This is a genomic window from Pseudomonas sp. Y24-6, from assembly GCF_020295325.1.
Classification (GTDB): domain Bacteria; phylum Pseudomonadota; class Gammaproteobacteria; order Pseudomonadales; family Pseudomonadaceae; genus Aquipseudomonas; species Aquipseudomonas gregormendelii.
The window spans coordinates 102491-127915 of record NZ_JACBXG010000004.1 but is presented as its reverse complement, the minus strand read 5'-3'; the positions used below and the strand labels follow the sequence as shown (position 1 = coordinate 127915).

Genomic DNA, 25425 nt, shown 5'->3' with positions numbered 1-25425 from the left:
TCACTTCACCAGCGGCAGGTTGTCGCCTTTCCAGCTGGAGATCCCGCCGGACAGCTTGGCGGCGGTGAAGCCGGATTTCATCAGTTCGCGGGCGTGAGTGCCAGCGGTCTGACCCATGGCGTCGACCAGGATGATGGTCTTGGCCTTGTGCTTTTCCAGTTCGCCGACACGAGCAGTCAGTTTGTCGTGAGGAATATTCAGCGCGCCGACAATGTGACCGGCGGCGAAGTCCTTGGCCGGACGAATGTCGATCACCACGCCTGCGTCCTTGTTGACCAGCCCGGTCAGTTCACCGGTGCTCAGGCTACGACCGCCGCCCTTCATTTCATGGGCGATCAGCAGAGCCAGCAGAACGGCGAAGATACCGACAAGCAGATAGTGAGTGGTGGCAAATGCAATCAGGTGATCAACCATTGAAGGAGGTTCCAGGGCGTTAAAATGTCGGCCAGTATACACAGCCCCTATGGTGGGCCAAACCCCGTCCGGCGGTGACGCAGCAGGAACTTACCTTTAAACTGCCACTCCCTTTTCCATTGCCCTCTTTTAACTCAGCCACGAGTGGAATCCATGACTACCACGCCTAAACCTTTGGTCCTGATCATCCTCGACGGCTTCGGTCACAGTGAGAGCCCTGAATCCAACGCCGTATTCGCCGCGAAGAAGCCTGTGCTGGACCGCCTGACGGCCTCCGTACCCAACGGCCTGATCTCCGGCAGCGGCATGGACGTCGGCTTGCCGGATGGCCAGATGGGCAACTCCGAAGTCGGTCACATGAACCTGGGTGCTGGCCGCGTTGTGTATCAGGACTTCACTCGCGTGACCAAATCGATTCGGGACGGCGAGTTCTTTGAAAACCCGACCATCTGCGCTGCCGTGGATAAAGCCGTTGCTGCCGGCAAGGCCGTGCACTTCATGGGCCTGCTGTCTGACGGCGGCGTTCACAGCCACCAGGACCACCTGGTGGCCATGGCCGAACTGGCCTACAAGCGCGGCGCCGAGAAAATCTACCTGCATGCCTTCCTCGACGGCCGCGACACCCCGCCGAAAAGTGCCCAGTCGTCCATCGAATTGCTCGATGCCAGCTTCCAGGCCCTCGGTAAAGGCCGCATCGCCAGCATCATCGGCCGTTATTTCGCCATGGACCGCGACAATCGCTGGGACCGCGTAGCCCAGGCTTACAACCTGATCGTCGATGGCAACGGCGAGTTCAATGCCGCCACTGCCCAGGAAGGTCTGCAAGCCGCCTACGACCGTGGCGAGAGCGACGAATTCGTCAAGGCCACCTCCATCGGTGAGCCGGTCAAGGTCGAAGACGGCGATGCCGTGGTGTTCATGAACTTCCGCGCCGACCGCGCCCGGGAACTGACCCGAGTGTTCGTCGAGGACGATTTCAAGGAATTTGCCCGCGCCCGCCAGCCGAAACTGTCCGGTTTTGTCATGCTGACCCAATATGCCGCCAGCATCCCTGCCCCATCGGCTTTCGCCGCAGGCAGCCTGGACAACGTACTGGGCGATTACCTGGCGAAAAACGGCAAGACCCAGCTGCGCATCGCCGAAACCGAGAAATATGCTCACGTGACCTTCTTCTTCTCCGGCGGGCGCGAAGAACCGTTCCCGGGCGAAGAGCGCATCCTGATCCCGTCGCCCAAAGTCGCCACCTACGACCTGCAGCCGGAAATGAGCGCACCGGAAGTCACAGACCGGATCGTCGACGCCATTGAAAACCAGCGTTATGACGTGATCGTGGTCAACTACGCCAACGGCGACATGGTCGGCCATAGCGGCGTATTCGATGCAGCAGTCAAGGCGGTTGAGTGCCTGGACCTGTGCGTGGGCCGCATCGTGGACGCGCTGGAAAAAGTGGGCGGCGAAGCGCTGATCACCGCCGACCACGGCAACGTCGAGAAAATGGCCGACGAAGAAACCCACCAGGCTCACACGGCGCACACCACCGAGCCGGTGCCGTTCATTTATGTCGGCAAACGTGACTTCAAGGTACGTGATGGCGGCGTACTGGCGGATGTGGCGCCAACCATGTTGATGCTGATGGGCCTGGAAAAACCGGCCGAAATGACCGGCACATCGATACTGGTGTAATCCGTCCGCACAAACACCGCAAAACCCTGTGGGAGCTGGCTTGCCAGCGGTAGCGATCTGACACCAACCTCAATGTTGAATGTTCAGACGCCATCGCCGGCAAGCCAGCTCCCACAGTGGCTTATGGCGTTTTCGCAACGGAATCTGGCCTGTTGCTTGTCCCGGTTATCACACAGCCCCAATTGGGCATTTTTTTTGCCGCGCTTGGCGGGCATACTAGGCCGTCCCTTTCCCTGGTGTCGCCCGCCTTTATGCTTCGCGTCCTGATAGCCCTTGCCCTGACTTGCCTGCTCCAACCGGCCTTCGCTGACGAGCGCGCGCAAACCCAACAGCAGTTGGACGCCACGCGTCAGGACATTGCCGAGCTGAAGAAACTGCTGGGCAAGCTCCAGCAGGAAAAATCCGGCGTGCAAAAGGACCTCAAAGGCACCGAGACGGAAATGGGCAAGCTCGAAAAGCAGGTCGATGCCCTGCAAAAAGAGCTGAAGAAAAGCGAATCCGAGCTGCAGCGACTCGATGCCGAGAAAAAAAAACTCCAGAGCGCGCGCATTGAACAGCAACGACTGATTGCCATCCAGGCCCGAGCGGCCTATCAGAACGGGCGCCAGGAGTACCTCAAGCTGCTGCTTAACCAGCAGAACCCGGAAAGATTCGCCCGCACCCTCACCTATTACGACTACCTGAGCCAGGCCCGCCTGGAGCAGTTGAAAAACTTCAACGAAACCTTGCGCCAGCTGGCCAATGTCGAAAAAGACATCGACATGCAGCAGGCTCAACTGCTGGTGCAAAAAAGTAGCCTGGACAGCCAGCGAGACGAGCTCGAAAAGGTTCGCCAGGAGCGCCAGCAAGTGCTCGCCAAGCTCAACCTCGACGTCAAGGCCCGCGACCAGAAGCTGGCGGCACGGGAGCAGGATCAGGCAGACCTGTCTAAAGTCCTTAAAACCATCGAAGAAACCCTGGCCCGTCAGGCCCGAGAGGCAGAAGAAGCGCGGCAAAAAGCGCTGATCGCCCAGCAGGAAGCCGAAAAAAAGCGTTTACGTGAGGCCCAGGCAGCAGCAGAAGACAACACTGACGCCCCACGCAAACAGGTCAAATCAACACCCGGCGCGCTGGTCTCAAGCTCAGGCGAAACCTTCGGTGGTGCTTTTGCTTCCACTCGGGGAAAACTTCCATGGCCTGTTGATGGTCGATTGCTGGCACGCTTTGGCGAATCCCGTGGTGATGACGCTCGAACCAAGTGGGACGGCGTAATGATCAGTGCTTCCGCCGGCAGCCAGGTGCATGCCGTGCACGGTGGTCGTGTGGTGTTTGCCGATTGGCTGCGCGGTGCCGGACTGCTGGTTATCCTAGATCACGGCAACGGTTTCCTGAGTCTTTATGGTCACAACCAGACGCTGTTGAAGTCTGCAGGTGACGTGGTTAAAGCCGGTGAGTCCATCTCCACTGTCGGTAGCAGTGGCGGGCAGGACACTCCGGCGTTGTATTTCGCTATTCGTCAGCAGGGTCACCCGAGTGATCCCGCGCAATGGTGCCGCGCGCAAGGATAAGCACGCCATCTACTTCAGGAGTTCGTTCGACATGCTGCATCTGTCCCGCCTTACCTCGCTGGCCCTGACGATCGCCCTGGTGATCGGCGCGCCTCTGGCGTTTGCCGCTCAACCGGCCCCGGTAGTCGCGCCTGCGGGCACTGCTGCGACCACCAAGGCGCCTTTGCCGCTGGAAGAGTTGCGCACCTTTGCCGAGGTCATGGACCGGATCAAGGCCGCCTATGTCGAACCTGTTGACGACAAGACCCTGCTGGAAAATGCCATCAAGGGCATGCTCAGCAACCTTGACCCGCACTCCGCCTACCTGGGCCCGGAAGATTTTGCCGAGCTGCAGGAAAGCACCAGCGGCGAATTTGGCGGCCTGGGTATCGAAGTCGGCGCCGAGGACGGTTTCATCAAGGTGGTTTCGCCGATCGATGACACCCCTGCGTCCAAGGCCGGCATCCAGGCTGGCGACTTCATCGTCAAAATCAACGGCCAGCCCACCCGCGGCCAGAGCATGACAGAAGCCGTGGATCTGATGCGCGGCAAAATCGGCCAGAAAATCACCCTGACCCTGGTGCGCGACGGCGGCACGCCGTTCGACGTGACCCTTGCCCGCGCCATCATCCAGGTCAAGAGCGTCAAGGCACAGCTGCTGGAGTCGGGCTACGGCTATATCCGCATTACCCAGTTCCAGGTCAAGACCGGCGAAGAGGTCTCCAAGGCCCTGGCCAAGCTGCGCAAGGACAACGGCAAGAAACTCAAGGGCGTCATTCTCGACCTGCGCAACAACCCGGGCGGCGTACTGCAATCGGCGGTGGAAGTGGTCGACCACTTCATCACCAAAGGCCTGATCGTCTACACCAAGGGCCGCATCGCCAACTCCGAGCTGCGCTTCTCGGCCACTGGCAAGGATGAAAGCGAAGCCGTGCCAATGGTCGTGCTGATCAACGGCGGCAGCGCCTCGGCCTCGGAGATTGTCGCCGGCGCCCTGCAGGATCAGAAACGTGCAGTCATCATGGGCACCACCAGTTTCGGCAAAGGCTCGGTGCAAACCGTGCTGCCGCTGAACAACGATCGCGCCCTGAAGATCACCACGGCGCTGTACTACACGCCGAACGGCCGCTCGATCCAGGCCCAGGGCATCGTCCCGGACATCGAAGTGCGCAAGGCGAAGATCACCAGCGAGCAGGACGGCGACTACTTCAAAGAAGCCGATCTGCAAGGTCACCTGGGCAACGGCAATGGCGGCGAAGACAAGCCGACCGGCTCCGGCGGCAAAGCCAAGGCGATGCCGCAGGATGATGATTACCAGCTGGCCCAGGCGCTCAGCCTGCTCAAGGGTTTGAGCATCACTTCTGGCCGCTGAGATGTGCGTGCGGTTGCTGCTCGCCCTGTTGTGCTGCCTGGCGGGTGTTGCTCACGCGACGCCCGCCACTACCACGGCGCATAAGGCCTACATCAGCCTGATCATTGACGACCTGGGGCAGAACCTGCCCCGGGACCGTCGAGTGCTTGCCCTGCCCGGCCCCGTGACGGCGGCGATCATGCCCGACACGCCCCACGCCACCGAGTTTGCCCGTGAAGCCCACCGCGCCGGCAAGATCGTGATCCTGCACATGCCCATGGACCCGGCCACAGGCCCGTTCGCCTGGCATCCCGAGCTGCCCATCGAAGAACTTGAGAAACGCCTCAATGCGGCGCTCAAGGTCGTGCCTTATACCGCCGGCATCAACAACCATATGGGCAGCCGCATGACCGCTCAGCGACCGGCCATGGCCTGGTTGATGGCGCACTTGCAGCGCCGGCACAAGCTGTTCGTCGACAGCCGCACCAGCGCGCAGACGGTTGCGGCGGCCGAGGCGCAGAAGATTGGGTTGGCGAGCGTTTCGCGGGATGTGTTTCTGGACGATGAGCGCACTGAAGCGGCTATTTTCACCCAGCTACAGACGGCGATCAGCCTGGCGCGCAAGCAGGGTTCGGCGGTGATGATCGGGCATCCGTATCCGCAGACGCTGGCGGTACTGGAGCGGGAATTGCCGAAACTCAAGGCTCAGGGGATTGAGTGGATCGACATCAAGCAGATGATCAGCGTGCGCGGCAATCGCGCGACGGCGGCTCACGGCAATGATGGCGTGTACCGCTAAAAGATCGCAGCCTTCGGCAGCTCCTACACGTCGGGGCGTTCGGCAGCTCCTAAACGGGGTGCGTTCGGCAACTCCTACACGTGGGTGCGCTCGGCAGCTCCTACACGTGGGTGCGCTCGGCCGCACCTGCAGGGTGGTGCGTTCGGCGTAGGAGCTGCCGAAGGCTGCGATCTTTTGATTTACCTAGAGATAACGAGCCATGATCTCATCCACCACGCCTTCCTTGCGCAACTGATCCAGCGCGGCCTGCAGTTTGGCAACGGTGGTATCCGGAACGTCTTTGTTCAACGCCAGATAGAGCTCGGCACTGTTGAAGCGCAGTACTGTCTTGAGCCCGTTCACACCCTCCTGACGTGCCAGATAACGCCCGGCCGGGTCACCCGTGGCCCACAGGTCGATCTGGCCATTGACCAGCTTCTTCGCGTTGTCCTGATCGCGCAGCACCACGATTGGCTTTAGGCCCTGCTTGGTCAGCGTCTCGGCAATCGCATCGCCCTTGTAGGCACCGATCCGGTATTTGCTGGCCTGTTCCAGCGTCTCCAGGCTGATCTTGCTGTCTGCCTTGGCGAGCATGATCCAGTCGTCCGGACCAATGGGGCCAACCCACTTGAAGAGATTTTCGCGATCAGGCAGTCGCGCCATCACGAACACGCCGTAACCTGGTTTTTCGAGGGCGAGTTTATACACGCGCTCCCAGGGGAAACGCAGCGTCAGGCTGTAGGTGATATCAGCACGCTTGAACATCTCGCGAACGATGTCGGTGGCGATGCCATTGATGTTTTCGTCCTGGGCGAAATTCTTGCCGTTCTTCGCCATGTTGTAGGGCGGGAAGTTTTCAGTCAGCAGCACCAGGTCGGTGGCGGGACTTTCTGCGGCAGGCACGTTGTTGGAGAGCAATACGGCTGCGCTGGCGAGGACAAGAAGAAAGCGTTTCAGCATGTCTGGCTACCGAGATCCATGGCGTACCCAAGAGTGCCTTGAGCCCGCCATGATGTCCACTGGCCTGTACCGTTTGTTCAGCGCATCACGATGCCGCGATGAGCCATGTAGGCCTTGGCTTCCTGCACGGTGTATTCGCCGAAGTGGAAGATACTCGCCGCCAGCACGGCACTGGCGTGACCTTCGATGATGCCATCGGCCAGATGCTGCAGGTTGCCGACGCCACCCGAGGCGATCACCGGGATCCCCAGTGCATCGCTGATGGCGCGGGTCACGCCCAGGTCGAAGCCGCTTTTCATGCCGTCCTGGTCCATGCTGGTCAGCAGGATTTCACCGGCGCCCAGGCCTTCCATCTTCTTCGCCCACTCCACCGCGTCGAGGCCGGTAGGTTTGCGCCCGCCGTGGGTGAAGATTTCCCAGCGCGGGGTTTCGCCCGGGCCGGAGACTTTCTTCGCGTCAATGGCGACAACGATGCACTGCGAACCAAAATGCTGGGCAGCTTCGCCGACGAACTCCGGGTTGAACACGGCTGCGGTATTGATCGAGACCTTGTCCGCGCCGGCATTGAGCAAGTTGCGAATGTCCTGCACGGTACGCACGCCGCCGCCCACGGTCAGCGGGATGAATACCTGGCTGGCCATGCGCTCGACGGTATGCAGCGTGGTGTCGCGGCCATCGACGCTGGCGGTGATGTCGAGAAAGGTAATCTCGTCGGCACCCTGCTCGTCGTAACGACGGGCGATTTCCACCGGATCACCGGCGTCGCGGATGTTCTCGAACTTCACACCCTTGACGACCCGGCCGTTGTCCACGTCCAGGCAAGGGATGATGCGTTTGGCCAGCGCCATAGTCAGTCCTCAGCCTTTATACGAATCGCAGAAAGCTTGCGCTTCGGCGACGTCGAGGGTGCCTTCGTAGATCGCCCGGCCGGTGATGGCGCCGATGATGCCTGGCGCCTTGGCGTCGAGCAGCGACTTGATGTCACCCAGGTTGTGGATGCCGCCGGAAGCGATCACCGGAATGCGCGTGGCAGCCGCCAGCGCAGCGGTGTACGAAACGTTGCAGCCCTGCATCATGCCGTCTTTGGCAATGTCGGTATAAACGATGGCAGACACACCGTCGGATTCGAATTGCTTGGCCAGGTCGATGACGTTCACGGTGCTGATCTCAGCCCAGCCATCGGTGGCGACGAAGCCGTCCTTGGCATCCAGGCCAACGATTACCTTGCCAGGGAATGCGCGGCAGGCTTCGGCGACAAACGCGGGGTCTTTCACGGCCTTGGTACCGATGATCACGTAGCTCACGCCGGCTTTCACGTAGTGCTCGATGGTTTCCAGCGAACGGATACCGCCGCCGATCTGGATCGGCAGATTGGGGTAGCGCCTGGCGATCGCAGTGACAACCTCGCCATTGACCGGCTGGCCTTCAAAAGCACCGTTCAGGTCGACCAGATGCAGACGGCGGCAACCGCCCTCCACCCACTTGGCGGCCATGCTCACCGGGTCATCGGAGAACACCGTGGAATCTTCCATGCGGCCCTGGCGCAGACGAACACAGGCACCGTCTTTGAGATCGATAGCGGGGATAATCAGCATCTGGCAAACCTTCAAATTCGATTGTTCAGCTTCGCTCGGAAATCAGTTTTTCTCGAGCGCCCACAAGTCGCTTTCGATGCTCTCGAACCTTTCTTTAAGGTGCGCCTGCACATCGAAAATCGCCCTGTTGTAATAGTGCGGAGCAATTTCGCGGGTAAACAGCTCAAGGATTTCGGCCGCTTCGAACGAACCCAGGTCCAGTTCGAAGCGATCCTCCATGAAGCGCTTGATCTTGTGATTGGCCTCATTCTCCTGTTCGGGAGTGAGGGTCAGGATCGGCGGCTTTTTCCTGGCCATCTACCAGCGACCATCCCACGCAGCGAAGTTCTGCAACAATTGCAGGCCATGGGTATGGCTCTTCTCCGGGTGGAACTGCACGGCGAAACGCGAGCCATCGGCCAGCGCCGCGGCGAAATCGACACCGTAGTGACCGCCACCCACCACCTGCCGCGCGTTGCCGGCAGCAATGTAGTAGCTGTGCACGAAGTAGAAACGCGCCAGGTCCGGAATGTTGTGCCACAGCGGATGCGAGATCGTCTGCTTCACTTCGTTCCAGCCCATGTGCGGGACCTTCAGGTGCTCGCCATCTTCATGCAGGTCCTTGCCGAAGAACTTCACCGCGCCGGGAAACAGGCCAATGCAGTCAACGCCGTCGTTCTCTTCACTGCTATCGAGCAGGGCTTGCATGCCGACGCAGATGCCGAGGAACGGACGGTCCTGGCTGACTTCGCGAACCAGCGAATCGAAGCCCAGGCGCCGGATCTCGGCCATGCAGTCGCGAATCGCGCCGACGCCGGGAAAAACCACCCGGTCAGCTTCGCGAATCACATTGGCATCGCTGGTGATCAGGACCTTGCCGGCACCGACGTGCTCGAGGGCCTTGGCCACCGAGTGCAGGTTGCCCATGCCGTAATCGATTACCGCGACCGTCTGCATTACAGAACGCCCTTGGTCGACGGCATTTGGCCGGCCATGCGGTCATCGAGCTCGACGGCCATGCGCAGGGCGCGGCCGAATGCCTTGAACACGGTTTCGATCTGGTGGTGGGTGTTGGTGCCACGCAGATTGTCGATGTGCAGGCTGACCAGTGCGTGGTTGACGAAGCCCTGGAAGAATTCCTGGAACAGGTCAACATCGAAACCGCCAACGGTGGCGCGGGTATAGGGAACATGCATCTGCAGGCCAGGACGGCCGGAGAAGTCGATGACTACCCGCGACAGTGCTTCATCCAGCGGGACATAGGCGTGGCCGTAGCGACGGATGCCTTTTTTGTCACCAATGGCTTTGGCAAAAGCCTGGCCCAGGGTGATGCCGACGTCTTCCACGGTGTGGTGGTCGTCGATATGCAGGTCGCCCTTGCTGACGATATCCAGGTCGATCAGCCCGTGACGGGCGATCTGGTCCAGCATGTGCTCAAGAAAAGGTACACCGATATCAAATCGGGCCTTTCCGGTGCCATCCAGGTTGATCGAGGCTTTAATCTGGGTTTCCAGAGTGTCGCGCTCGACTGACGCCATACGTTCGGCCATCACCAGCTCCGCAAATCATTGGGCGAAAAAGGCAACCATTATAGGGGCGCGGGCGGGAAACAGAAACACGAGAGGTGATATCACTGACGGAGTGAATTCAGGGGTGAGGCGGGTAGACATGTGCATACAAGCGATATTTGGAGACACATGAATCAAGTGTGGGAGTGAGCCTGCTCGCAATAGGGCCCGCACATTCGACATTTCTGCCGACTGCCAGGCCGCAATCGCGGGCAAGCCCGCTCCCACAGGGTTGGGTGTTGGCCTGAAATTCAGGCCTGTCCCTTAGTGAAACAGCACCGCCGTTTTCTGCAGGGTCACCCAGACACCCCACGCCAACGGAATACCCACCACCAGCCAGGCGGCAATCGCCAGCGGCTTGGTACCCGGGGCAGCTTTCCACTCCAGCACGGTAGTGCTGTCAGCGCCCTTGTCGTGCCCCAGCGCCTGTTCGGCGGCCAGTTCGGCATCGGTCATGAAGTACTTGTCGGCCACCGGCCGCACCAGCAGGTTGCACAGGAAGCCCAACACCAGCAGGCCCGCCAGGATGTACAAGGTGATGTCATACGCTGCCGCGCGCTCCACCCCAATGCTCAGCTGATACTCACGCAGGTAGTTCACCAGCACCGGCCCCAACACACCCGCCGCTGCCCATGCGGTCAGCAGGCGACCGTGAATCGCCCCCACCATCTGGGTGCCGAACAGGTCCGCCAGGTAAGCCGGCACCGTCGCAAAACCACCGCCGTACATCGACAGGATGATGCAAAACGCCGCCACGAACAGCGCGACATTGCCCAGGTGACCCAGGTTCGGGATCAGCGCGTACAGTGCGAAACCCAGGGCAAAGAACACGAAATAAGTGTTTTTGCGGCCCAGGTAATCCGAGAACGACGCCCAGAAGAAACGACCGCCGATGTTGAACAGGCTCAGCAATCCGGTAAAACCTGCCGCGATCGCAGCGATGGAAGCCAGTTGCCCGGCGTCCAGTTGGCCAAATGGCAGGTCGACACCGATCAGTCTGCCGCCAAACACTTCCTGCAACAGCGGCGACGCCATGCCCAGGATGCCGATACCGGCAGACACGTTGAGGCACAGAACCAGCCACACCAGGCGGAATTGCGGGGTTTTCCACGCCACATTCACGTGCACATGGCGATGGGTGATCATCGCATTCGCAGCTTTCCTGGCCGGAGCAGTCCAGCCTTCAGGCTTCCAGCCCGTTGGCGGAACGCGGTAGGACAGTGCGCCGCCGATCATGAACACGAAGTAGATCGCGGCCATTACCAGGAAGCTTTGCCACACCCCGACGCTGGTCGGCGAAGCAAAATGCCCCATCAGCGCGGCAGCGAGCGGAGCCCCCACCATTGCGCCACCACCGAAGCCCATGATCGCCATGCCAGTGGCCATGCCGCGTTTGTCCGGGAACCACTTGATCAGGGTCGAGACCGGCGAAATGTAGCCCAAACCAAGGCCGATACCGCCAATGACCCCGGAACCGATCCACATCAGCCAGATCTGGTGGGTATAAATCCCCAGCGCCGATATCAGCAGACCACCACACCAGCACAGTGCCGACACTACGCCGGCCTTGCGCGGCCCGGCGTGTTCCAGCCAGCCACCCCAGATCGCCGCCGAGCAGCCGAGGAAAATGAAGAACAGGGTGTAGATCCAGCCGAGCATCGAGATCGGCCAGTCGCACTGGGAGGAGAAGATTTGCGAGATAAAACTCATGTCCGGCGCGCAAGCCACAGGTGCGGTCACACCCAGGGCTTTGGACAACGGCAGCCAGAACACCGAAAAGCCGTAGGCCATGCCGATGCACAGGTGGATCGCAAGTGCGGCTGGCGGTACCAGCCAACGGTTGAAACCGGGCTTGGCGATGATGCGTTCCTTGGACAGGAACGCAGGCTGTCCGGCGAAGCCGTCAGCCGTGATGCTCGTGGTCATTGTGTATCCCCCAATTATTAGTATTGTTCGCCAGCCACTGCTCATCCCCAGCCTTTATGCACGCAGGCATGACTGTCTTGTCAGATGAAGCTCCATTTTGATGCGACATCAAGTCGCAGAAGGACGGACGTACCAGCAGAGGTTACCATCTGCGCGTGGCAGAAAAATCAATCTGACATCACCTTTTGCACGTCATCTGATCTCTTTCCCGCTGGAGCCGCCATGCCGATCGTTGTCGAGTCGCTCAAAGAAGCCAACTATCAGGATCAGCAAGACCTGCAGAAGATCTATCGGGATGCCCCGCCGTGGCTCTTCGCACCCTTTGCCTCGCAGCAGCAGTTGATCGAAGCCTGCCTGGGCGATGGCTCGCTGATCGCCGGGCGCTTCAATGACCGCTTGCTGGGTGCCGCCCGCCTGCAACGGCACCAGAACGTCTGGCACCTGTCCCAATTGTGCGTGCGCAAGATCACCCGTCGACGCGGCGTCGCCGAGCGCCTGGTGGACGAGGCGCGGAAAATGGCCCGCGACGCCGGCGCCACCTTGCACCTGCTGGCCCCCGCCGGCCATCTTGAAGCCCAGGCGCTCGCCGCCAAGCTGAAAGTATCGCTGGATGAACTGACAACGTGATCGCCGACCGATCGTCGTCCCCGGGGCGCTATACTCCCCGGCTGTATTTCGAATTTGACTAACTACAAGGACTCGCCCATGAAAGCGTTCGGCAAAATCCTGGGTCTGGTACTTCTCGGGCTATTGCTGATCATTGTGGCCCTGGGTTTTGCCCTGACCCACCTCTTTGATCCCAATGACTATAAAGACGAGATTCGCCAGATAGCCCGCGACAAGGCTCACATCGAGCTGACGCTCAATGGCGACATCGGCTGGAGCCTGTTCCCGTGGCTGGGCCTGGAATTGCACGAAGCCAGTGTCGCGACCCTGGCCAAACCCGCCGAACCCTTCGCCGACCTGCAAATGCTCGGCCTGTCCGTTCGCGTGCTGCCCCTGCTGCGCCGCGAAGTCCAAATGAGCGATGTGCGGGTCGAAGGCCTGAACCTGCGCCTGAACCGCGACAAGGACGGCCACGGCAACTGGGAAGACATCGGCAAGGTGCCTGCCACTCAGGCCACGCCACCTGCCACCCCCGGTGAGCCTGCCAGCGAGACCACGGCCCAGGCGGAAAAACCCGCCCAGCCCATTCGCCTGGACATCGACAGCCTGACCGTCAATAACGCCCGGGTTGAATACAGCGACGAAAAGACCGGCAAGCAGTTCAGCGCCGAAAGCATCCAGCTCAGCACCGGCGCCGTGCATGACTCGACCAATATTCCGGTCAAACTCACGGCGTTCCTTGGCACCAATCAGCCAGTCCTGCGGGTTCGCACTGAACTGAACGGCGAACTGCGTTTCGAACGCGCCCTGCAGCGCTACAAGTTCGAAGACATGAAACTGACCGGGGAAGTGGCTGGCGATCCGCTGCAAGGCAAGACCATGACCTTCGCCGCCCAGGGCCAGCTGTTGCTGGATAAAGCGGCGAACGTCGCCGAATGGACCGGCATCAAGATTTCCGCCAACCAGCTTCGCGCACTCGGCGAGCTGAAGGTCAACGACCTCGACAAGACACCTCAGGTTAACGGCGCGCTATCGATCGCCCAGTTCGACCTGGCCAAGTTCGTCGACAGCATCGGCCAGACCCTGCCGGCCATGGCCGAAGGCAGCCTGAGCAAGGTCGAGCTGGTCAGTCGCGTCAGCGCAACGCCCACCAGCGTGGCCTTCGACAACATCAACCTGAAAGTCGACGACAGCACCTTCAGCGGTCGCATCGCCGTCGAAGACTTCGCCAGGCAATCGCTGCGTGCGGTGCTCAAGGCTGACACCTTCAACGTCGACCGTTACCTGAAACCAAAATCTGCCGAAGCCAATAGCGCAACTCAGGTGCGCCAGGCCGAAGTGGCCAGCACCGAAGCCAATGCCATGGCCGGCGCAGGCAGCACGCCGTTGCCGGATGCGCCGACCAAGACAGCCTGGAGCAACGATCGGCTGTTGCCCGTGGAGCGCCTGAGCAAACTCGATCTCGACGCCGACCTGACGTTCGGCCAACTCACCCTCGACAAACTGCCGATCCGCAACGCGGCCCTCAAGGCCACTGGCCAAAATGGCCTGCTGACCCTGGAAAACCTGCGCGGCGAATTGTACGAAGGTAACTTCGAAGCCAAAGGCACCCTCGATGTGCGCCAGCAGGTCCCGTCGCTGAACCTGCAGACCCAGATCAACAAAGTGCCGGTGGAAAAAATCCTTGAAAGCCAGGGTAAAAACCCGCCGGTCAAAGGCCTGGTGACCCTCAACAGCAACCTGACCGGCAGCGGTAACAGCCAGAAAGCCCTGGTCGATACCCTCAACGGCACCGCCAGTTTCGCGATCAATAATGGCGTGCTGCTCAATGCCAACCTTGAACAGCAGCTGTGCAAAGGCATCGCCACGCTCAACCGCAAGACCCTCAGTGGCGAGCCGCGCGGCAAGGACACGCCCTTCCAGGAGCTCAAGGGCAACCTGACCTTTCGTAACGGCGTGGCCAGCAACCCGGACCTGAAAGTGCGCATCCCCGGGATGACCGTCAATGGCGACGGCGATGTCGACCTGCGCGTGCTGGGCATGGATTACCGCGTCGGCATCATCGTCGAAGGCGACAAGAGCGACATGCCGGACCCGGCCTGTCAGGTCGGCGAGAAGTTCGTCGGCATCGAGTGGCCATTGCGCTGCCGCGGCCCACTGGAACTGGGTGCCAAGGCTTGCCGCCTCGATAACGAACGCATGGGCCAGGTCGCGACCCGGCTCGCGGGAGACAAGCTCAGTGAAAAAATCGACGAAAAACTCGGCGACAAAGTCAGTCCTGAACTGAAAAACGCACTCAAAGGGCTGTTCAAGCGATGAGATCCGAGCAGTTTTCGGCAGCAGTGCTGGATTGGTACGACCGCCACGGCCGCCACGATTTGCCTTGGCAGCAGGGCATCACGCCGTATCGGGTGTGGGTCTCGGAGATCATGCTGCAGCAGACCCAGGTCAGCACAGTGCTGAACTACTTCGACCGCTTCATGGCCTCGTTGCCGACGGTCGAAGCCCTGGCTGCCGCGCCGGAAGACGAAGTGCTGCACCTGTGGACCGGCCTGGGCTACTACACCCGGGCGCGCAATCTGCAGAAAACCGCGAAAATCATTGTGGCCGACTACGCCGGTGAATTTCCGCGGGACGTCGACAAGCTGGTCGAGTTGCCAGGTATCGGCCTGTCTACCGCCGGCGCCATCGCCAGCCTGAGCATGGGCATGCGTGCGCCGATCCTCGATGGCAACGTCAAACGCGTCCTGGCGCGCTTTACGGCCCAGGAGGGCTATCCCGGCGAGCCGAAGGTGGCCAAACAGCTGTGGGCCACCGCAGAGCGCTTCACGCCCCATGACCGGGTCAACGCCTACACCCAGGCCATGATGGACCTGGGCGCCACGCTTTGTACTCGCAGCAAGCCCAGTTGCCTGCTGTGTCCGCTGGAAAAAGGCTGTGAAGCGCACATGCTTGGCCTGGAAACCCGCTACCCGATCCCCAAGCCGCGCAAAGCCGTGCCCCAGAAGCGCACGCTGATGCCGATGCTGGCCAATGGCGAAGGCGCGATTCTGCTCTACCGTCGGCCTTCGACGGGCTTGTGGGGCGGCTTGTGGAGCCTTCCGGAGCTCGATGACCTGGACGACCTGCAACACCTGGCCACTCAACACTCACTGGAGCTGGGCCAGCAACAAGCCTTGCCGAGCCTGGTGCACACTTTCAGCCACTTCCAGTTATCCATCGAACCCTGGCTGGTCCAGGTCCAGGAGGCGGCCCATCACGTGGCCGAGGCCGACTGGCTCTGGTATAACCTCGCCACCCCGCCGCGCCTGGGCCTTGCCGCCCCGGTCAAGACCTTGCTCGAACGCGCGGCCGCCGTATTGAACGCAGGAGAGTCGTCATGACCCGCACCATCATGTGCCGCAAGTACAAAGAAGAATTGCCTGCCCTGGAGCGCGCTCCATTCCCGGGCGCCAAAGGCCAGGACATTTTTGACCACGTCTCGGCCAAGGCCTGGGCCGACTGGCAGAAACACCAGACCCTGCTCATCAACGAAAAACGCCTGAACATGATGAACGCCGAAGACCGCAAATATCTTCAGGGCGAGATGGACAAGTACTTCTCCGGCGAGGAATACGCCAAGGCTGACGGCTACGTTCCGCCGGCTGAATAATCCCGATTTCCCGGGGGTCGGATCGTAAGCGACGGTAATAATTAAATATTTTTTGAAAACTTGCTTGACGACCCCCTGAAAAACCAGTTTAATGCGCCCCGTTGCCCAGATAGCTCAGTCGGTAGAGCAGGGGATTGAAAATCCCCGTGTCGGCGGTTCGATTCCGTCTCTGGGCACCAAATACCGAAAACCCTGAATCGCAAGATTCAGGGTTTTTTTATGCCTGGGATTTGACCGGCGCAGCCGTGATGTACTTTCCCGCACACCCCGGCCTCGGCCTGGATTGTCCAAGTGCCGCCCGAAGACTATCGTTGTCAGCTACCCGCACTGGTAAGACGCCGATGAATCTGCAGGACATGCCGTCACTGGCACCCAGCCAAATCGAGTTGCCGCTGCCCGCGTTCGCGCCCGGCGAACCGTTCAAGGAACCCGCCGCCGACGGTTTTATCCTCGGCGGCTTTACGTGGCGCCATGCCTCCCATGACAGCGCGCGCCCGATTGTGATCATCAACGCCGCCACTTCCGTGCGCTGCCGCCACTACGCGCGGTTTGCCGACTATCTGCATGCCAATGGTTTCGACGTCATCACCTACGATTACCGCGGCATCGGAGAATCGCGCCCCGCTTCGATGAAAGGCCTGAGGGCGTCATGGTCCGACTGGGGCACCCTGGACTTCGAGGCGATGCTCAAGCGCGCCCAGCGCGAATTCCCTGGCCAACCCATCGATGTGGTGGCTCACAGCTTTGGCGGCTGTGCAGCGGGCCTGGGAGCGTCGGGGCCGGTGATTCGTCGCCTGGTGACGGTAGGGGCGCAATTCGCTTACTGGCGCGACTACGCGCCCGCCCATCGCTGGCGCATGTTGGGCAAGTGGCACCTGGTGATGCCGTTGCTGACGATGCTGTACGGTTATTTTCCCGGCAAGCGCCTGGGCTGGCTGGAAGACACCCCTGCCGGCGTCGTCCGAGACTGGAGCACACCCACCGCCCGTTACGAAAAGCGCCCCAGCGGCCGCGACCTGCATGTGAAAACCTTTGCGGCAGTCAAGGCGCAAGTCCTGGCCATCAGCATCAGCGACGACCCCTATGGCACAATTCCCGCCATAGAACGCCTGCTCGGCTACTTCACCCACAGCCGCAAAACCCACTTGCGCATCGCGCCTGAAGACATTGATCAGACAGACGTGGGACATTTCGCCTTTTTTCGCAGCGCATACCAAGCCACACTATGGCCCATTGCATTGTCCTGGCTGCAAAGCGGCGAACTGGCCCCCGGCACTCCGGGGCGGCTGGTACCCCGCAGCTGACTGATGCGCCCACTCAACGCAATACGGAACGACGCCCATGGCCTCCGCCAACAAGCAGCAAAAACGCGCCACCCGCGCCAAAGCCAAGGCCAAGCAGAACCGCACCCAGCGAGCGGCTGCGCCGGTCGAGCTGGACCCGAACGACGATCGCATCGATTTTGACTCGGTGGACCTGACCGAACTGTTCAAGGAAATGCTCGACGCGCAGAAAATCAGCCAGCAAGCGATGTGCACGGCCTTCCTCGAACACCCGCTGCTCGCACTGGTGCTGGAACAGGAAGGCGAGGAAATCGCCACTGACTTCATCATCGGCGCGCTGATCGAGTACCGCCAGTGGTCCACCGAAACCGACGAAGCCGGCGCCCTGGCGTGGATCGAATCCCCCGCCTTCCAGGTCGATTACGTGGCAGCCTCCGAAGCCATCGCCGCCCAAAACCCACAGACACCCAACTGAGTTCCCATGGCCTCCCTGAACAAGCAGCAGAAACGCGCCAAGCGCGCAAAAATCAAAGCCAAGCAAATCAACATCCACGGCCGCAAACCCGCAGCGCTGGATGATGACCTGGGCGAACCGGGCGAGCCGATCCCGGAATACACCCTGGCGATGTTCAGCAAAATGCACGACGCCGAAGCAGTCGGCCGCAACGACATGCTGCAGGTACTGCTGTCGGAGCTCGCGGTTATCATCTCGGACCATCCCGAGCTGCTCGACATGGAAAACGCCGACAACGAAGCCATGGCCGCCACCCACCTGGCCGCCGACATGCTGATCGACTACCGCATGTGGGCCGACGGCATGGACCGCGAAACCGCCCAGGCCTGGCTCACCGAGCCGCAGTTCATCACCGACTTCGGTCATGCACTGGACCAATACCGCCAGGCGCTGGATGCGCAGGAAGAAAAGGCCGAGTAACGCTCTGCCCCCCCCCTGAAACAAAAACGGCCGCCTGTCATTCCTGACAGCGGCCGTTTTGCTAAAAATCCACAGCGTGTCCTTCCCCTTACCCCACACTCTCAGTTACGTATATCCCGTTGACATATCCCGACAAGGATTTATCCTTGGGTTTATCAACGAAAGCCAAAGCTGAGGAGGCCAATATGGAACAGACCACTCTTTTCATGAGCAATCGAAGCCAAGCCGTTCGTCTTCCGAAAGCCGTCGCAATGCCAAGTGATGTGAAGCGAGTCGACGTAGTTGCTATTGGAAGGTCCCGAATCATTACTCCTGCAGGTGAAACCTGGGACAGCTGGTTTGATGGAGACGATGTGAGTAACGATTTCATGGCAAACCGCGCTCAACCAGCCGATCAGGAGCGCGAGTCGTTCTGATGCTTAAGTTCATGCTCGATACCAACATTTGTATCTTTACGATCAAGAACAAGCCACAAATCGTACGAGAAGCTTTCAACCTTCATAACGGCCAGCTGTGCATTAGTGCTGTTACTTTGATGGAGCTGATCTATGGGGCTGAAAAGTCAGCAGCCCCCGAGAAAAATCTTGCGGTAGTCGAGGGTTTAGCGGCCCGTCTTGAAGTCTTACCTTTCGATAAAGACGCGGCGGCGCACACCGGAATGATTCGCTCAGAGCTGGCAAAGGCAGGCACGCCTATTGGCCCGTACGATCAAATGATTGCAGGGCACGCGCGTTCGCGAGGATTCATTGTGGTGACCAACAATCTGAGGGAGTTCGAAAGAGTACCTGGACTGCGCGTAGAAGACTGGGTGACCGCCGACTGAACGCCGATGACCGCACAAAAAAAAACGGCCGCCTGTCATCCCTGACAGCGGCCGTTTTGCGTTACCCGCTACCTATCAGTTCAGCACTGCAGCGCCCAGCTTCTGCTGCTTGCGACGGCGCGCCACGAACAGCCCGGCGGCCACCACCAGCACGCTGAGCAAGCCGGTCGCGAGGATCTCCACGCGATGGGCTTCCTGGAACAGCATGATCGTCAGCACGCCAACGATGAACACGATGACCGCGTAGGTCAGGCCCGGGAACAGCCACATGCGGAAGGCGATTTTCTCGCCGGCGATGGCGCGCTGCTTGCGCATGCGCAGTTGCGACACCGCGATGACCAGGTACACCAGCAAGGCGATTGCACCGGAGCTGGCCAGCAGGAATTCGAACACCGCAGCAGGCGCTACGTAGTTGGCGAATACCGCAAGGAACGCAGCAGCCGTCGACAGCATCACGGCCCAGTACGGCGTGCCGCTGCCGTTGGTGCGCTTGGACACCGCCGGCGCATCGCCGCGCTTGCCCAAGGAGAACATCATGCGCGAGGCGGTGTACAGCGCCGAGTTCAGGCAACTGGTCACCGCAACCAGGACCACGATATCGACGATCATCTTGGCGTTTGGAATGCCCATGCGCTCAAGGACGGTCTGGTAGGAACCCACGCTGGCCAGGACTGGATCGTTCCATGGCACCAGGGATACCACGATGAAGATCGACACCAGGTAGAACAAGCCGATCCGCCAGATCACCGAATTGGTGGCCTTGGAGATTTGCTGGCCCGGGTTCTTCGATTCTGCGGCGGCAATGGTGACGATCTCGGTGCCCATGAAGGAGAACATGGTGGTCAGAATAGCCGCCAGTACTGCGCCCATACCGTTAGGCATGAAGCCCTGGGTGTCGAACAGGTGGGACACACCACTGACCTGACTGGTCGGCAGGAAGCCGAAAATCGCCAGGATACCCAGGACCACGAAACCGACAATCGCAATGACCTTGATCAGCGCGAACCAGAATTCGAACTCACCGTAATTCTTCACACTGAACAGGTTGGTCGCTGTCAGCAACAGCGTAATGATCAGCGTAAACGCCCAGATCGCTATATTCGGGAACCAGGCGTGCAGGATGGTCGCGGCGGCGTTGGCCTCCAGCGGTATCACCAGCACCCAGAACCACCAGTACAGCCAGCCGATGGTGAAGCCGGCCCAGTGACCGATCGCCCGATCGGCATAGGTCGAAAATGAACCGGTGTCCGGTGAAGCAACCGCCATCTCACCCAGCATGCGCATCACCAGCACCACCAGGGTACCGGCGGCGGCGTAGGCCAGCAGCACGGCCGGGCCTGCTGCAGCAATGGCATGACCGGAACCGACGAACAGCCCGGCACCGATAACCCCGGCGATCGACAGCATGGTCACATGACGCGGTTTGAGCCCCTGTTCGAGGCCATTGGAACTTGGGGTACTGCTCATTGAAACTACCTTTGTAAGGAAAAGCGAAAGCATTGAGCTCGCCGTTTGTTCTCTCTCGTAAAAAGAAACCAACGGGGCGTTCCTTATTCTGCACGCAATAATTGCGCCAAAATGTTACAAACTCCCAAGGCCCGGGGCTCTCCGCCTGACCGGACAGTCATCGCAAGTGCTTGAGATTAATGGCAATTTGCCAGAGCGTTACCCTGCGACTCACTTTCAGGACGATTTGCCGCACCAGAAACACAACAAAAAATGCCCGTTGCACAATAAAAGTGCAGATCAGGAACGTTTGTCCGGTTAACGCTTCCAACCCCCCGGCAAAGCTGGCAACATCGCGCCTTTTTTTACGGCAGGACGTCGTTTTTCCATCGCCGGGCAGGTTCAAACACCTGTTCGTTTGATAGCAGCGCGACAGTCTGCTGTGACGATGCGACAACCTGCCACATGACATCCGTTTACTGCCCGTAGCGCTGTTGGCTGCCATTCAGACGCTATGCTAGCTTGGCCGCCTCGCCAGGAAGGCCGCCAACAGCAGGAGCAACACACTATGAGGAACGCACATGGCTGAGGCCACGCCCGCGCTTGAAATCCGCAACCTGCATAAACGCTACGGTTCGCTGGAGGTGCTCAAAGGCATCTCGCTGACCGCCCGCGACGGCGATGTGATCTCGATCCTGGGCTCCTCCGGTTCCGGCAAATCCACGTTCCTTCGTTGCATCAACCTGCTGGAAAACCCGCACCAGGGCCAGATCCTGGTGGCCGGTGAAGAACTCAAGCTCAAGGCCGCCAAGAACGGCGAACTGGTCGCTGCCGATGGCAAGCAGATCAATCGCCTGCGCAGCGAGATTGGTTTTGTGTTTCAAAACTTTAATCTGTGGCCGCACATGAGTGTGCTCGACAACATCATCGAAGCGCCGCGCCGGGTGCTCGGGCAAAGCAAGGCCGAAGCCATCGAAGTCGCCGAAGCCTTGCTGGCCAAGGTCGGCATCGCGGACAAGCGCCACGCCTACCCCGCCGAACTGTCCGGCGGCCAGCAGCAACGCGCGGCCATCGCCCGCACGCTGGCGATGCAGCCCAAGGTGATTCTGTTCGACGAGCCCACCTCCGCCCTTGACCCGGAAATGGTCCAGGAAGTACTTAATGTCATCCGCGCATTGGCCGAGGAAGGCCGTACCATGCTGCTGGTCACCCACGAAATGGGCTTTGCCCGCCAGGTGTCCAGCGAAGTGGTGTTCCTTCACCAAGGCCTGGTAGAAGAGCAAGGATCGCCACAGCAGGTGTTCGAAAACCCGCTTTCGGCGCGCTGCAAACAATTCATGTCCAGCAACCGCTAACGGAGCTACAGCATGCAGAACTACAAAAAGGTCTTCCTGGCTGCCGCCGTCACCCTGGCGTTCAGCGCCGGTGCCATGGCCGAAACCTTGAAGATGGGCATCGAAGCGGCCTACCCGCCGTTCAACAACAAGGATGCCAGCGGTAATGTCGTCGGCTTCGACAAGGAAATCGGCGACGCCCTGTGCGCCAAGATGAAAGTCGAGTGCACCGTGGTGACCTCCGACTGGGACGGGATCATTCCGGCCCTGAACGCCAAGAAATTCGATTTCCTGATCTCCTCGATGTCGATCACCGACGAGCGCAAACAGGCGGTGGACTTCACCGACCCGTACTACAGCAACAAGCTGCAATTCATCGCCCCGAAAGACAAAGACTTCAAGACCGACAAGGCTTCCCTGCAAGGCAAAGTGATCGGCGCACAACGTGCGACCCTCGCCGGCACCTGGATGGAAGACAACATGGAAGGCGTTGAAGTCAAACTCTACGACACCCAGGAAAACGCCTACCTGGACCTGACCTCCGGTCGTCTGGACGGCATCCTGGCGGACAAGTACGTCAACTACGAGTGGCTCAAAAGCGACGCCGGCCGTTCTTACGAGTTCAAGGGTGACCCGGTGGAAGAAAGCGACAAGATCGGTATCGCTGTACGTAAAGGCGACCCGGTCCGCGAGAAGCTGAACGCCGCACTGAAAGAGATCGTTGCCGACGGCACCTACAAGAAGATCAACGACAAGTACTTCCCTTTCAGCATCTATTGATTCTGACTTGCCTGGCAGGCGCCGTTCGCTAAAGGCGCCCGCCCCTGGCATTGCCTGCCGCGATTTGAAAAGAAATCCATGACTATCGATCTCTACGGATTCGGCCCGGCGCTTGCCGCTGGTGCGCTGATGACTGTGAAACTGGCACTCTCGGCCCTGTGCCTGGGGCTGGTGCTCGGTCTGCTCGGCGCCTTGGCCAAGACTTCCCCGTACAAGCCGTTGCAATGGCTTGGCGGCACTTATTCGACCCTGGTGCGTGGCATTCCGGAATTGCTCTGGGTGCTGTTGATCTACTTCGGTACGGTCAACCTGATGCGCGAACTGGGCGAGTTCTTCGGCAAACCCGACCTGGAACTCAACGCCTTCGCCGCTGGCGTGATTGCCCTTGGCCTGTGCTTCGGCGCCTACGCCACGGAAGTGTTCCGCGGCGCGATCCTGGCCATCCCCAAAGGCCACCGTGAAGCGGGCGTGGCCCTGGGCCTGTCGAAATTTCGCATCTTCACCAAGCTGATCATGCCGCAGATGTGGCGCATCGCCCTGCCGGGCCTTGGCAACCTGTTCATGATCCTGATGAAAGACACGGCGCTGGTGTCCGTGATCGGCCTGGAAGAAATCATGCGTCATGCGCAAATCGGCGTCACCGTCTCCAAGCAACCGTTCACCTTCTATATGGTGGCCGCGTTCATGTACCTGGGCCTGACGATTCTCGCCATGACCGGCATGCACTTCATGGAAAAACGCGCCGGTCGCGGGTTCGCAAGGAGCACCCAATGAACTGGGAAGTCATCATCAAGTGGCTGCCGAAGCTCGCCCAGGGCGCAACCCTGACGCTGGAGCTGGTGGCCATCGCCGTGATCGCCGGGTTGTTGCTGGCCATTCCGCTGGGCATCGCCCGTTCATCGCGCCTGTGGTACGTGCGCGCATTCCCCTACGCCTACATCTTCTTTTTCCGTGGCACGCCGCTGCTGGTCCAGCTGTTCCTGGTCTATTACGGCCTGGCGCAGTTCGATGCGGTGCGTAACAGCTCGATGTGGCCCTACCTGCGCGATCCGTTCTGGTGCGCCACCGCCACCATGACCCTGCACACCGCCGCCTACATCGCGGAAATCCTGCGCGGTTCGATCCAGGCGATTCCCAAGGGCGAAATCGAAGCGGCCCGGGCGCTGGGCATGTCACGGGCCAAGGCGATGTTCTACATCATCCTGCCCCGCGCCGCGCGCATCGGCCTGCCGGCCTACAGCAACGAAGTCATCCTGATGCTCAAGGCCAGCGCCCTGGCCAGCACCGTGACCTTGCTCGAACTCACCGGCATGGCCCGCACCATCATTGCCCGGACCTACCTGCCGGTGGAGATCTTCTTCGCGGCGGGCATGTTCTACCTGCTGATGGCCTTCGTTCTGGTGCGCGGCTTCAAGCTGCTGGAGCGCTGGCTGCGCGTCGATGCCTGCCAAGGGCGTTGAGGGGCACGTGCTGACGGGCGAGGCGCTGCTCGCCCGCTTCGCCGCGCTGGATGCTTTTCTGATCGAGCATCAAGCGCTGTGGAAGCCGCGACCGTTCACCCATCTGCAACTTCCCTGGGAAGCGTCCTGCCCGGAGCTGGCGCAGTGGCTGCGCGGCCGCTCCCTGGAAGAGGCCGAACTCGCCCACAACCACCCCGCCCTGCTGCACGCGCCCGAGCCTTTCGCGTCGCTGGCCGCGCAGTCACTGCATCTCAGCGCCATCGGCGAACTGCCGGCCCATGCGCTGGAAGAGGCCGGGCACCGCCTGAATGTCGATGTGCCGGGGCGCAAATGGCAGCAGATCGAAGCGTTCGCCAGCCGCCTGGAATTCACCCAGCCGGCAAAACACTGGCTCGACTGGTGTGCCGGCAAAGGACACCTGGGCCGACGCCTGTTGCAGGCCGGCCAGCAACTCACCTGCCTGGAATACGACCCGGCACTGGTCGCCAGCGGTCAGGCACTCAGCCAGCGCCATCACCTGCACGCCCTGCATGTTGAACAGGATGTGCTCGCCGCCGACGCCGCCACTCTGCTAAACGGCGGCCATACCCCGGTCGCGCTGCACGCTTGCGGAGACCTGCACGTCAGGCTGATCCAGCTCGCCAGCGCCGCAGGCTGCAAGCAGCTGGCTGTCGCCCCCTGCTGCTACAACCGGATCAGTCTCACAGCCCATCAGGCGCTTTCCTCACCGGGCCAGCAATCCGCCCTGCAGCTGTCCCTGGATGACCTGGCGCTGCCTGCCAGCGAAACCGTCACCGCCGGCGCCCGGGTCCGCCATCAGCGCGACACTTCCATGGCCCGCCGCCTGGGCTTTGACCTGCTGCAAAGGCAACTGCGCGGAGTCGATCAATACCTGCCCACGCCGTCACTTCCCAGCGCCTGGCTGGATAAACCCTTCGCCGAATACTGCCATCATCTGGCCGCGCTCAAGGACTTATCCACAATCGGGCCGCAGAACTGGCCCGCCCTGGAAGCCGCCGGCTGGCAACGCCTGGCACAGGTGCGCAACCTTGAGCTGCTGCGCGGACTGTTCCGGCGTCCGCTGGAGCTTTGGCTGGTGCTCGACAGGGCCATTTTCCTCTTCGAGCAGGATTACACCGTTCGCCTCGGAACCTTCTGCGAAAGCCCCCTCACTCCGCGTAATCTGCTGATCCTGGGTGAGCGCTGCTGAAGCACCCAGCCTGTGGATAACTCTGTTGATGGAATTATCCTGGATCCAATGTATACAGCTGTTTCCTCCCTGAAACACCAGTGTTCATTTTTCGTACACATGGATAAAAAACCATAA

At 60.5% G+C, this 25425-nt stretch carries 28 protein-coding genes and 1 tRNA gene; 19 read left to right on the top strand and 10 right to left on the bottom strand.

Annotation, left to right across the window (positions count from 1 at the left end; all coding sequences use genetic code 11):
• Nucleotides 1-414, bottom strand: a complete 414-nt coding sequence (locus tag HYI44_RS09420) for a rhodanese-like domain-containing protein (RefSeq protein ID WP_045061999.1) — start codon at nucleotides 412-414, stop codon at nucleotides 1-3.
• 153 nt (nucleotides 415-567) lie between these two features.
• Here HYI44_RS09420 and gpmI point away from each other — a divergent pair, with 153 nt between their 5' ends.
• The 4 genes from gpmI (at nucleotide 568) to HYI44_RS09400 (ending at nucleotide 5773) form a co-directional block, all read left to right on the top strand.
• Complete coding sequence (gene gpmI / locus HYI44_RS09415) at nucleotides 568-2097, top strand: 2,3-bisphosphoglycerate-independent phosphoglycerate mutase (protein ID WP_225569278.1); 1530 nt, start codon at nucleotides 568-570, stop codon at nucleotides 2095-2097.
• Nucleotides 2098-2348: 251 nt separating this feature from the next.
• The gene (locus HYI44_RS09410) at nucleotides 2349-3644 is read left to right on the top strand and encodes a murein hydrolase activator EnvC family protein (protein WP_122841440.1); all 1296 of its coding nucleotides are present in this window, start codon (nucleotides 2349-2351) and stop codon (nucleotides 3642-3644) included.
• A 31-nt stretch (nucleotides 3645-3675) separates the two neighbouring features.
• Complete coding sequence (locus HYI44_RS09405) at nucleotides 3676-4995, top strand: S41 family peptidase (RefSeq protein WP_122841439.1); 1320 nt, start codon at nucleotides 3676-3678, stop codon at nucleotides 4993-4995.
• Nucleotide 4996: 1 nt separating this feature from the next.
• The gene (locus HYI44_RS09400; protein ID WP_225569276.1) at nucleotides 4997-5773 is read left to right on the top strand and encodes a divergent polysaccharide deacetylase family protein; all 777 of its coding nucleotides are present in this window, start codon (nucleotides 4997-4999) and stop codon (nucleotides 5771-5773) included.
• Between the two features lie 183 nt (nucleotides 5774-5956).
• On the opposite strand, the gene HYI44_RS09395 is transcribed toward HYI44_RS09400, so the two are convergent.
• The 7 genes from HYI44_RS09395 to HYI44_RS09365 form a co-directional block, all read right to left on the bottom strand.
• Nucleotides 5957-6712, bottom strand: a complete 756-nt coding sequence (locus HYI44_RS09395) for a substrate-binding periplasmic protein (protein WP_122841437.1) — start codon at nucleotides 6710-6712, stop codon at nucleotides 5957-5959.
• Between the two features lie 77 nt (nucleotides 6713-6789).
• The gene (hisF, locus tag HYI44_RS09390; protein ID WP_225569275.1) at nucleotides 6790-7560 is read right to left on the bottom strand and encodes an imidazole glycerol phosphate synthase subunit HisF; all 771 of its coding nucleotides are present in this window, start codon (nucleotides 7558-7560) and stop codon (nucleotides 6790-6792) included.
• Between the two features lie 9 nt (nucleotides 7561-7569).
• Nucleotides 7570-8307 (bottom strand): 1-(5-phosphoribosyl)-5-[(5-phosphoribosylamino)methylideneamino]imidazole-4-carboxamide isomerase, encoded by a 738-nt coding sequence (gene hisA / locus HYI44_RS09385; protein ID WP_045062005.1) that lies wholly within the window; start codon nucleotides 8305-8307, stop codon nucleotides 7570-7572.
• Nucleotides 8308-8349: 42 nt separating this feature from the next.
• The gene (locus HYI44_RS09380; RefSeq protein ID WP_122841436.1) at nucleotides 8350-8604 is read right to left on the bottom strand and encodes a DUF2164 domain-containing protein; all 255 of its coding nucleotides are present in this window, start codon (nucleotides 8602-8604) and stop codon (nucleotides 8350-8352) included.
• Nucleotides 8605-9243, bottom strand: coding sequence for an imidazole glycerol phosphate synthase subunit HisH (gene hisH, locus HYI44_RS09375; RefSeq protein WP_122841435.1), 639 nt, complete (start codon nucleotides 9241-9243; stop codon nucleotides 8605-8607).
• A complete protein-coding gene (gene hisB / locus HYI44_RS09370; RefSeq protein ID WP_007897437.1) occupies nucleotides 9243-9836 on the bottom strand; it encodes an imidazoleglycerol-phosphate dehydratase HisB in 594 nt (197 codons plus the stop codon). The genes hisH and hisB overlap by 1 nt, the downstream gene beginning before the upstream one ends.
• Before the next feature lie 282 nt (nucleotides 9837-10118).
• Nucleotides 10119-11780 carry an OFA family MFS transporter gene (locus tag HYI44_RS09365; protein WP_122841434.1) on the bottom strand — a complete coding sequence of 554 codons (1662 nt, stop codon included), beginning with the start codon at nucleotides 11778-11780 and terminating at the stop codon, nucleotides 10119-10121.
• Nucleotides 11781-12002: 222 nt separating this feature from the next.
• Here HYI44_RS09365 and HYI44_RS09360 point away from each other — a divergent pair, with 222 nt between their 5' ends.
• From HYI44_RS09360 to vapC, 10 genes are all read left to right on the top strand, one after another.
• On the top strand, nucleotides 12003-12407 hold the full coding sequence (locus tag HYI44_RS09360; RefSeq protein WP_122841433.1) for an acetyl-CoA sensor PanZ family protein: 405 nt from the start codon (nucleotides 12003-12005) through the stop codon (nucleotides 12405-12407).
• Between the two features lie 78 nt (nucleotides 12408-12485).
• Complete coding sequence (locus HYI44_RS09355) at nucleotides 12486-14705, top strand: AsmA family protein (protein WP_225569273.1); 2220 nt, start codon at nucleotides 12486-12488, stop codon at nucleotides 14703-14705.
• Complete coding sequence (gene mutY, locus HYI44_RS09350) at nucleotides 14702-15769, top strand: A/G-specific adenine glycosylase (protein ID WP_122841431.1); 1068 nt, start codon at nucleotides 14702-14704, stop codon at nucleotides 15767-15769. Before HYI44_RS09355 ends, mutY begins: the two co-directional genes overlap by 4 nt.
• Nucleotides 15766-16038, top strand: a complete 273-nt coding sequence (locus HYI44_RS09345; RefSeq protein WP_010464608.1) for an oxidative damage protection protein — start codon at nucleotides 15766-15768, stop codon at nucleotides 16036-16038. The genes mutY and HYI44_RS09345 overlap by 4 nt, the downstream gene beginning before the upstream one ends.
• 103 nt (nucleotides 16039-16141) lie before the next feature.
• Nucleotides 16142-16217 (top strand) — tRNA-Phe (locus HYI44_RS09340).
• 162 nt (nucleotides 16218-16379) lie between these two features.
• The gene (locus HYI44_RS09335; RefSeq protein WP_225569272.1) at nucleotides 16380-17342 is read left to right on the top strand and encodes an alpha/beta fold hydrolase; all 963 of its coding nucleotides are present in this window, start codon (nucleotides 16380-16382) and stop codon (nucleotides 17340-17342) included.
• A gap of 37 nt (nucleotides 17343-17379) precedes the next feature.
• Nucleotides 17380-17796, top strand: a complete 417-nt coding sequence (locus tag HYI44_RS09330; protein WP_122841429.1) for a hypothetical protein — start codon at nucleotides 17380-17382, stop codon at nucleotides 17794-17796.
• Between the two features lie 6 nt (nucleotides 17797-17802).
• Nucleotides 17803-18255 (top strand): hypothetical protein, encoded by a 453-nt coding sequence (locus tag HYI44_RS09325; protein WP_225569271.1) that lies wholly within the window; start codon nucleotides 17803-17805, stop codon nucleotides 18253-18255.
• 185 nt (nucleotides 18256-18440) lie between these two features.
• Nucleotides 18441-18671 (top strand): type II toxin-antitoxin system VapB family antitoxin, encoded by a 231-nt coding sequence (gene vapB, locus HYI44_RS09320; RefSeq protein WP_045062015.1) that lies wholly within the window; start codon nucleotides 18441-18443, stop codon nucleotides 18669-18671.
• A complete protein-coding gene (gene vapC, locus HYI44_RS09315) occupies nucleotides 18671-19078 on the top strand; it encodes a type II toxin-antitoxin system tRNA(fMet)-specific endonuclease VapC (protein ID WP_045062016.1) in 408 nt (135 codons plus the stop codon). Before vapB ends, vapC begins: the two co-directional genes overlap by 1 nt.
• Before the next feature lie 75 nt (nucleotides 19079-19153).
• Here vapC and gabP read toward each other — a convergent pair whose 3' ends face one another.
• Complete coding sequence (gene gabP, locus HYI44_RS09310) at nucleotides 19154-20545, bottom strand: GABA permease (protein ID WP_045062017.1); 1392 nt, start codon at nucleotides 20543-20545, stop codon at nucleotides 19154-19156.
• A gap of 157 nt (nucleotides 20546-20702) precedes the next feature.
• A complete protein-coding gene (locus HYI44_RS09305) occupies nucleotides 20703-20930 on the bottom strand; it encodes a hypothetical protein (protein WP_225569270.1) in 228 nt (75 codons plus the stop codon).
• 175 nt (nucleotides 20931-21105) lie between these two features.
• On the opposite strand from HYI44_RS09305, the gene HYI44_RS09300 reads away from it, so the two are divergent.
• The 5 genes from HYI44_RS09300 (at nucleotide 21106) to HYI44_RS09280 (ending at nucleotide 25308) form a co-directional block, all read left to right on the top strand.
• Nucleotides 21106-21879 carry an ABC transporter ATP-binding protein gene (locus HYI44_RS09300; RefSeq protein WP_045062018.1) on the top strand — a complete coding sequence of 258 codons (774 nt, stop codon included), beginning with the start codon at nucleotides 21106-21108 and terminating at the stop codon, nucleotides 21877-21879.
• 12 nt (nucleotides 21880-21891) lie between these two features.
• Nucleotides 21892-22638 (top strand): ABC transporter substrate-binding protein, encoded by a 747-nt coding sequence (locus HYI44_RS09295; protein ID WP_045062019.1) that lies wholly within the window; start codon nucleotides 21892-21894, stop codon nucleotides 22636-22638.
• Nucleotides 22639-22716: 78 nt separating this feature from the next.
• Nucleotides 22717-23412 (top strand): ABC transporter permease, encoded by a 696-nt coding sequence (locus tag HYI44_RS09290; protein WP_225569269.1) that lies wholly within the window; start codon nucleotides 22717-22719, stop codon nucleotides 23410-23412.
• Complete coding sequence (locus HYI44_RS09285; protein WP_122841425.1) at nucleotides 23409-24098, top strand: ABC transporter permease; 690 nt, start codon at nucleotides 23409-23411, stop codon at nucleotides 24096-24098. Before HYI44_RS09290 ends, HYI44_RS09285 begins: the two co-directional genes overlap by 4 nt.
• A complete protein-coding gene (locus HYI44_RS09280) occupies nucleotides 24079-25308 on the top strand; it encodes a methyltransferase (RefSeq protein WP_225569268.1) in 1230 nt (409 codons plus the stop codon). The genes HYI44_RS09285 and HYI44_RS09280 overlap by 20 nt, the downstream gene beginning before the upstream one ends.
• The last annotated feature ends 117 nt before the right edge of the window (nucleotides 25309-25425 follow it).

Coding starts and splice junctions, on each gene's coding strand:
- HYI44_RS09300 (WP_045062018.1), top strand. CDS start 21,106: ATGGCTGAGGCCACGCCCGCGCTTGAAATCCGCAACCTGCATAAACGC.
- HYI44_RS09405 (WP_122841439.1), top strand. CDS start 3,676: ATGCTGCATCTGTCCCGCCTTACCTCGCTGGCCCTGACGATCGCCCTG.
- vapC (WP_045062016.1), top strand. CDS start 18,671: ATGCTTAAGTTCATGCTCGATACCAACATTTGTATCTTTACGATCAAG.
- hisA (WP_045062005.1), bottom strand. CDS start 8,307: ATGCTGATTATCCCCGCTATCGATCTCAAAGACGGTGCCTGTGTTCGT.
- HYI44_RS09295 (WP_045062019.1), top strand. CDS start 21,892: ATGCAGAACTACAAAAAGGTCTTCCTGGCTGCCGCCGTCACCCTGGCG.
- HYI44_RS09325 (WP_225569271.1), top strand. CDS start 17,803: ATGGCCTCCCTGAACAAGCAGCAGAAACGCGCCAAGCGCGCAAAAATC.
- vapB (WP_045062015.1), top strand. CDS start 18,441: ATGGAACAGACCACTCTTTTCATGAGCAATCGAAGCCAAGCCGTTCGT.
- HYI44_RS09355 (WP_225569273.1), top strand. CDS start 12,486: ATGAAAGCGTTCGGCAAAATCCTGGGTCTGGTACTTCTCGGGCTATTG.
- hisH (WP_122841435.1), bottom strand. CDS start 9,243: ATGCAGACGGTCGCGGTAATCGATTACGGCATGGGCAACCTGCACTCG.
- HYI44_RS09335 (WP_225569272.1), top strand. CDS start 16,380: ATGAATCTGCAGGACATGCCGTCACTGGCACCCAGCCAAATCGAGTTG.
- gpmI (WP_225569278.1), top strand. CDS start 568: ATGACTACCACGCCTAAACCTTTGGTCCTGATCATCCTCGACGGCTTC.
- hisB (WP_007897437.1), bottom strand. CDS start 9,836: ATGGCCGAACGTATGGCGTCAGTCGAGCGCGACACTCTGGAAACCCAG.
- HYI44_RS09410 (WP_122841440.1), top strand. CDS start 2,349: ATGCTTCGCGTCCTGATAGCCCTTGCCCTGACTTGCCTGCTCCAACCG.
- HYI44_RS09285 (WP_122841425.1), top strand. CDS start 23,409: ATGAACTGGGAAGTCATCATCAAGTGGCTGCCGAAGCTCGCCCAGGGC.
- HYI44_RS09360 (WP_122841433.1), top strand. CDS start 12,003: ATGCCGATCGTTGTCGAGTCGCTCAAAGAAGCCAACTATCAGGATCAG.
- HYI44_RS09330 (WP_122841429.1), top strand. CDS start 17,380: ATGGCCTCCGCCAACAAGCAGCAAAAACGCGCCACCCGCGCCAAAGCC.
- mutY (WP_122841431.1), top strand. CDS start 14,702: ATGAGATCCGAGCAGTTTTCGGCAGCAGTGCTGGATTGGTACGACCGC.
- hisF (WP_225569275.1), bottom strand. CDS start 7,560: ATGGCGCTGGCCAAACGCATCATCCCTTGCCTGGACGTGGACAACGGC.
- HYI44_RS09380 (WP_122841436.1), bottom strand. CDS start 8,604: ATGGCCAGGAAAAAGCCGCCGATCCTGACCCTCACTCCCGAACAGGAG.
- gabP (WP_045062017.1), bottom strand. CDS start 20,545: ATGAGCAGTACCCCAAGTTCCAATGGCCTCGAACAGGGGCTCAAACCG.
- HYI44_RS09420 (WP_045061999.1), bottom strand. CDS start 414: ATGGTTGATCACCTGATTGCATTTGCCACCACTCACTATCTGCTTGTC.
- HYI44_RS09290 (WP_225569269.1), top strand. CDS start 22,717: ATGACTATCGATCTCTACGGATTCGGCCCGGCGCTTGCCGCTGGTGCG.
- HYI44_RS09400 (WP_225569276.1), top strand. CDS start 4,997: ATGTGCGTGCGGTTGCTGCTCGCCCTGTTGTGCTGCCTGGCGGGTGTT.
- HYI44_RS09395 (WP_122841437.1), bottom strand. CDS start 6,712: ATGCTGAAACGCTTTCTTCTTGTCCTCGCCAGCGCAGCCGTATTGCTC.
- HYI44_RS09345 (WP_010464608.1), top strand. CDS start 15,766: ATGACCCGCACCATCATGTGCCGCAAGTACAAAGAAGAATTGCCTGCC.
- HYI44_RS09365 (WP_122841434.1), bottom strand. CDS start 11,780: ATGACCACGAGCATCACGGCTGACGGCTTCGCCGGACAGCCTGCGTTC.
- HYI44_RS09280 (WP_225569268.1), top strand. CDS start 24,079: ATGCCTGCCAAGGGCGTTGAGGGGCACGTGCTGACGGGCGAGGCGCTG.